Source organism: Marinilabilia salmonicolor (assembly GCF_003003035.1).
GTDB lineage: Bacteria > Bacteroidota > Bacteroidia > Bacteroidales > Marinilabiliaceae > Marinilabilia > Marinilabilia salmonicolor_A.
Map to the genome: position 1 here is coordinate 1 of NZ_PVTS01000037.1, position 5,398 is coordinate 5,398.

A 5,398-nucleotide genomic window follows, 5' to 3' on the forward strand; every position below is an offset into this window, starting at 1 on the left:
TCAGAAAAACAAAAGTGGTGACCCAAATGTAAAAATACAAAGTGTATCATGCTGTCAAACAGCTTTTTATGGATGCATGTTTGCAAGTTGGGTTAGTACCACTTTTATCTGTTACTATCCAATAATAGTTTTCCGGTTTATCCCCTCTCCTGATTATCTTATTGAACGAACCTTCCACACGAGGATAGAATTGTTTATTCTTTTCTCTCAGTATCTTTTCACCTTTGTGAGCAAGTGGAGATAACTGCTCGCCCATCATAAGGTAAGTTTCTGATTCATTTATTGTATCATAGCGCGGCACACCCCACCGTGTATCTACGGTAATCGAAGGAACAGATAAATCCCAACCAAGACCTAACCATCCATTTCCGCCACCACTGTTGTAAGAAATACCCAACTGTGGTTGCATTCCCTGACGCCCTGCGGGAATATTTATAGGATAGCTCAAATTGGCATTACCCATTGAGTTCGCCGAGGGTGGTTGAATAAGATTTATGCCGGTAGCCGGATTGGCTGCCTTTACATCTTTCAGAGAAGTAGGGGTGTACCCTTGCGTCTCTGGTGACTCAGGCACTTTAATAATACCATTGATGTAATCGGTGAAGTGATGTGCTTTGGAAACAAGACTGTTGGAGGCCAGTAGCAGGGTATCTTTAGGAATAGAAATCCAATGGTGCGTTTTATCGTCAAAATAGAAAGTTCGAATATCATCCTCGGAATAACCATTAGGTATCAGAGTTGTGTCATACCCCATCTCCAGGGAGACAAAATCATTAAACTCTGTTCCGTCGGGAAGAAAACGATATCCTTTATGACCGGCTGTCACATTTACCATCCCGGCATCAAGGGCAGGCACATCAATATCACGCAGCGCAGTTATCGATATATTGGTTTTATCATCCACACTTCCTGGATCTCCGGAAAGTTTAACATGTCCAAGTGCAACCAAAAATCCCGAATCCGGTTCTACACTCTCTTCGGCCTGATGGATTGTTCTGTCAAAACCATTTTGCAATGACCATTCCCCGGGCTTTTTAAAAACAACATCTGAAACAATTTCCTCTCCATCTGGAAAAACTGCTTTCACCTCAACACTCCATTGTTCAGCGTCCGTCATCGATTTCTCCACAAGACTTTCAAAATTTCCTTTATCTGACCAGACTTCCTCGTCTCCAATGAAAATGCTTGCTTTTTGAGCATCTAGCCCGGAAACAAAGCCCTGAAGATACCCCGTAGTACCATAATAATAACGACTGTCAGGTATATTTAAAATCAATTGTCTGTGAGGCTCGGATAATAATTCTTTTTGAGGTTCTATCCTGAGCTTTACATTGCGAATTTTATACGCGTAATCTGCCTCTGAAGCTATTCCAAAACGAACAACATTATCTCCTTTTTTAATAATAGCAGGATTTATTAACTCTTTTTGAGGTGTCCAGGCTTTCTTTTTTTGAACAAAATATCCTCCGTTCGACAAAGTACTATTGATGCTCTTTGAAATTCCGCAATAATCTGCAATTCCCCAGAGCTCATATTCCAGCCACACCTTGTCGCTGCTCTCTATCGGTTTATTAATGGAAACATGAAAAATATTATCCACCGGATTATCCAAAGGTTTTTCATTTGAAACACCAACAAATCCTGATTTATTGGAAGACTCAAAAACCTCCGTTTTCCTAACAACAGAATTCGGTAGATTCTTCTCTGTCTCTCGTTTCAGAACTACTGGTTCTTCCTCCTGGTTGACTGAGATATCGGTTTTCTGAGTGCTTTTCGCCTTTTTATTCTCGGCTTCGCAACTTGAAAAAAGTATTAAAGCAACAATAACAAACAGTGTGGCAGCCGGAGATATTCTGAAGAATCTGAGGTCGGGCTTTGAGAAAAAGTTATACTTATTCAATTCGGAAAGGGGTAAAACATGCTTCATATTAACAGATTATTACAAAAAGGTTTGATGAGGTTTAAAAAGAATAAGATCTGGATTAATGTGCTCAATCATGCACAACAAGTTTAAATGCTTCAGTACCATAACGGGTTTCTATTTTCACAATATAAACTCCTGCCTTACCAAGTGTTTCTTCAAACTGGTAATTTAGCAACCCATCACCATTGAAGGTCCGAACAAGCTCCCCGTCAAGAGTGTAAACACCCACTTTCACAGGTGATTGCTCAATAACGGAAACATCAATATAGAAATGCCCTGAGCTTGGATTGGGATAAAGGCTGTAGTGATATTGCATTCCCCTGGGTGGTTTCACATGGATGGTTTCTGAAACAGCGCAACCATATTGGTTGGTGATGGTAACAGTGTAATTTCCCGGCTCATTAATCATCACATCTTGCGAACTGTCATAAAATCCATTCTCATTGATCCAGGTATATTCTACCTGATCACCTGCCACATTTTTCCCGGCATCCAGTTGAATTGATTTGCCTAACTCCAGCGTATATAAACTATCGAGTCCGGTGGTAAACTCTTCTGGATTGGTAATGACAATCTCATCGGTGGCCGATTTTTTAAACACATCGGTTACCGTTAGTTTGTATTTTCCTGACTTTAGATTGGAAACGGTCTGAAAGCGGGACTGGTCCTTCCAGGTCTGACGGTATTCAAGTGAATCGCTTTCCAAAACAAAAGAATATGGAGCTTTAGCCCCCATTACCTCAATATTAACAACGCCTGTTGGGTCATCATGACATAAAGGATGCTTACAACTGACGCCATTGTCCATTCCAAAAGAGAAAGTGAAAATATCCTGACCGGATCCATCCTTGTCCCAGATGATATCATTAAAGTAAGCGATTCCATCGGCAGAAATTGAGTCTGCTGACAGATATTCGATTTCTTTAGCCGAGAAGTCTTCTGTTGCAGTGCGGTCAATTACCAGGTAACAGAAACCCGCACCTTCAGAAAATTCTTTGGTGTCGAATCTCAATTCAGTAGATAATTCGGTAGCATTCTTACCCCTTGTGGTCATCAGCCACCGTCTTTCCAACACAGGAAATTTATAAGGATAATGATCTTCTTCCCGCTTTTCAAGTTCCACGGGTTCACTGTTCATTCCCCAGATCAGATAATTATCACGATCAATTTCGGTATTATTGGCTGCATTCGATTCTGCAATACCACCGGCTCCTATCACAAGCATATCGGGGTCTTCGGCATAACCGGATTGTTTCTGGTACAGATTGAAAAAATCATCCCGCCCAATCCCGGCAATGGCAGAAGAATAATCCCCGTTGGCATTGTAATCCCAGATTAATTCTCCGCTTGATGCACGATAATCAGAATACTGAAAAGTAGTGCCATATTTCAGTGAAAGATAGGATTGGAGAATTTGCAGTTCCACTCCTCCTGCCAACCGGTCAAAAACCATCAGTTCGGAGATTCCTCCTGAAAAATTCTTCACCGAGTCATTATCTACAATACTGCCACCAAGCATAAGAACAGGACTTTCAACACCGTCTCCGGGCTTTCCCCAGTAGTGTGTAGTGGTATTCAATACCGGAAGAGCCATATTGCCTTCGGAGTATTTCACGATACTCTGTGGACCGGACGTTCTTTGGGTAGTTAAAACAATATCCTGTTCAGGCTTAATGGCAGTTTGCCATATAGAGCGTTCCGCGGAGGTATCGTTAGAATTGTAAACTGCCAGAATGGTCAGTTGGGAGGTGCCGCTCAAATCAACGGGAATCTTAAAATCATCATTCTCTCCGTCAAGAAGCACTGCCGGATTAAAATTCACCAGGGTATCTTTTGACAAAATGGAAGTATCAGAAGCGATACCGTCAAAACCGTTTCCACTAAGATCCTCCCACAATTCAGGATTAGATCCTTTTGCATCGGCCTTTAACCAGACTTTTGGATTCAAGAAATTCTGAGGATTTTGGGCCAGGGAAGAAAGAGAAACAATAAAAAATGTAACGAGTAAAATTTTCTTCATAGGTTGAAGTTTAAGGTTTGGTTACCACAAACATTCTTTCCTGGTAAATCAAACCTCAACTATCAACAACACGGGGCACTCCGGAACGGAGCAAAACCACTAAAGAGAACATTCGGGTAAAAAATTCTTTTCTTTAAGACGAGTAAATTTTATTATGGTTGGAATGATTCCTAAAAAAAATATATATTAACCACCACAAACATCGTATTGTCTTGTAATTGAAAACTTTACCACATTGATTAGCTATTATTAAAAAAGGCGGTTATTTTGTGCCCTCGAATGAGAGCAATAATAAGTCGAAGAGCGACGACAATCAATAACCCGGAGATAATCACTCAAACAGCCTGCGAAAGAACAATTAAAGAACTAATAATAAATTAATCATTCACATTAATCCCATTCAATATCTTTAACAATCAGGCAAATATGGCCCATTCGTGAAGGAATTTCACTTTAGAAATCATTTTTAAGTATCGACATAATTTCTAGTGAATGATAATGGCCGTTTTGCTTTATAACTTCTCTTAATAATCCCTCCATTTTGAATCCTTGTGATTTATAAAGCCCTATTGCTCTATAATTATCATGAAATACGTCAAGCCAAATCCGATTTGCATTCAACTCTTTAAAGCAATACCTTTTTATTAAATCAATTGAATCTTTCCCGAATCCTTTCCCTTTTTTCAAATTAGAAATCACTATTCTTCTAAATTCAATCGATTCGTTTGTATTTCTTAACCCTGCAAGAATGACATGGCCAATTAGCGAGTTATCATGCTTGTCAAATATCGACAAATGCATTTCATCATCACTTTCAATCACTCCTTTGTGTCGGTCAAAATCGTACCGCCCAATAAAATCAAAATTTTCATTCTCAATCTGAATGATGGTTTCGATATTATCAAGTCGGGTTAATTCAATTTTTATTTTATCAGTTTCCAGAATCATAACTTAGTTGCGAGATATTCCTAATGCTTGGTCTGACGGTTGATGGTATGGTGTCGTGCGGGATTACGAAGCGATTTCCTATCAGTTTACACCGACTTTTTTTACGAGCCACAAACCTTCGAAAACCCCTGAAACCCGCATGCACTATACCATGTGTTAGGCACTGGCGGTTTTTATTCTCAAGCTGTCCATCTATCAAGTTTGCACTATCTTTAAGTTCTGTGTTAGAGCGGGACGGGCGAAAAGGCTCTTTGGCAAAATTTGGTTGTAGAGTGGGCTTCGTGCGTTTTGCCAATGTGCCTTGCAGCGAAGGGATGGTAAAATATTTGTTTTTATTCCTCATAATCTTCCCATTTGAAATCATTTTTAGAAACACCCAAATCTGTAGCAACTTTAGTAAAATATATAGGTTGTTGAACTAAACCCGTTTTCAACGGGAGCTTACCATCATAAAACTAAGAAATCTTCTTAAATAAACCGATTTTTCGGCCTCAAACAATTAAAAC

3 protein-coding genes are annotated in these 5,398 nt (G+C 39.7%); all 3 read right to left on the reverse strand.

The window, feature by feature from the left end:
• Positions 1-46 precede the first annotated feature (46 nt).
• The 3 genes from BY457_RS18610 to BY457_RS18620 all read right to left on the reverse strand — a co-directional run bounded on the left by BY457_RS18610 (position 47) and on the right by BY457_RS18620 (position 4,892).
• Positions 47-1,927 (reverse strand): SpvB/TcaC N-terminal domain-containing protein, encoded by a 1,881-nt coding sequence (locus BY457_RS18610; protein ID WP_106154835.1) that lies wholly within the window; start codon positions 1,925-1,927, stop codon positions 47-49.
• A 64-nt stretch (positions 1,928-1,991) separates the two neighbouring features.
• A complete protein-coding gene (locus BY457_RS18615; protein WP_106154836.1) occupies positions 1,992-3,944 on the reverse strand; it encodes a T9SS type A sorting domain-containing protein in 1,953 nt (650 codons plus the stop codon).
• Between the two features lie 453 nt (positions 3,945-4,397).
• Positions 4,398-4,892, reverse strand: coding sequence for a GNAT family N-acetyltransferase (locus BY457_RS18620; protein ID WP_106154837.1), 495 nt, complete (start codon positions 4,890-4,892; stop codon positions 4,398-4,400).
• Positions 4,893-5,398 lie beyond the last annotated feature (506 nt).

Coding starts and splice junctions, on each gene's coding strand:
- BY457_RS18610 (WP_106154835.1), bottom strand. CDS start 1,927: ATGAAGCATGTTTTACCCCTTTCCGAATTGAATAAGTATAACTTTTTC.
- BY457_RS18615 (WP_106154836.1), bottom strand. CDS start 3,944: ATGAAGAAAATTTTACTCGTTACATTTTTTATTGTTTCTCTTTCTTCC.
- BY457_RS18620 (WP_106154837.1), bottom strand. CDS start 4,892: ATGATTCTGGAAACTGATAAAATAAAAATTGAATTAACCCGACTTGAT.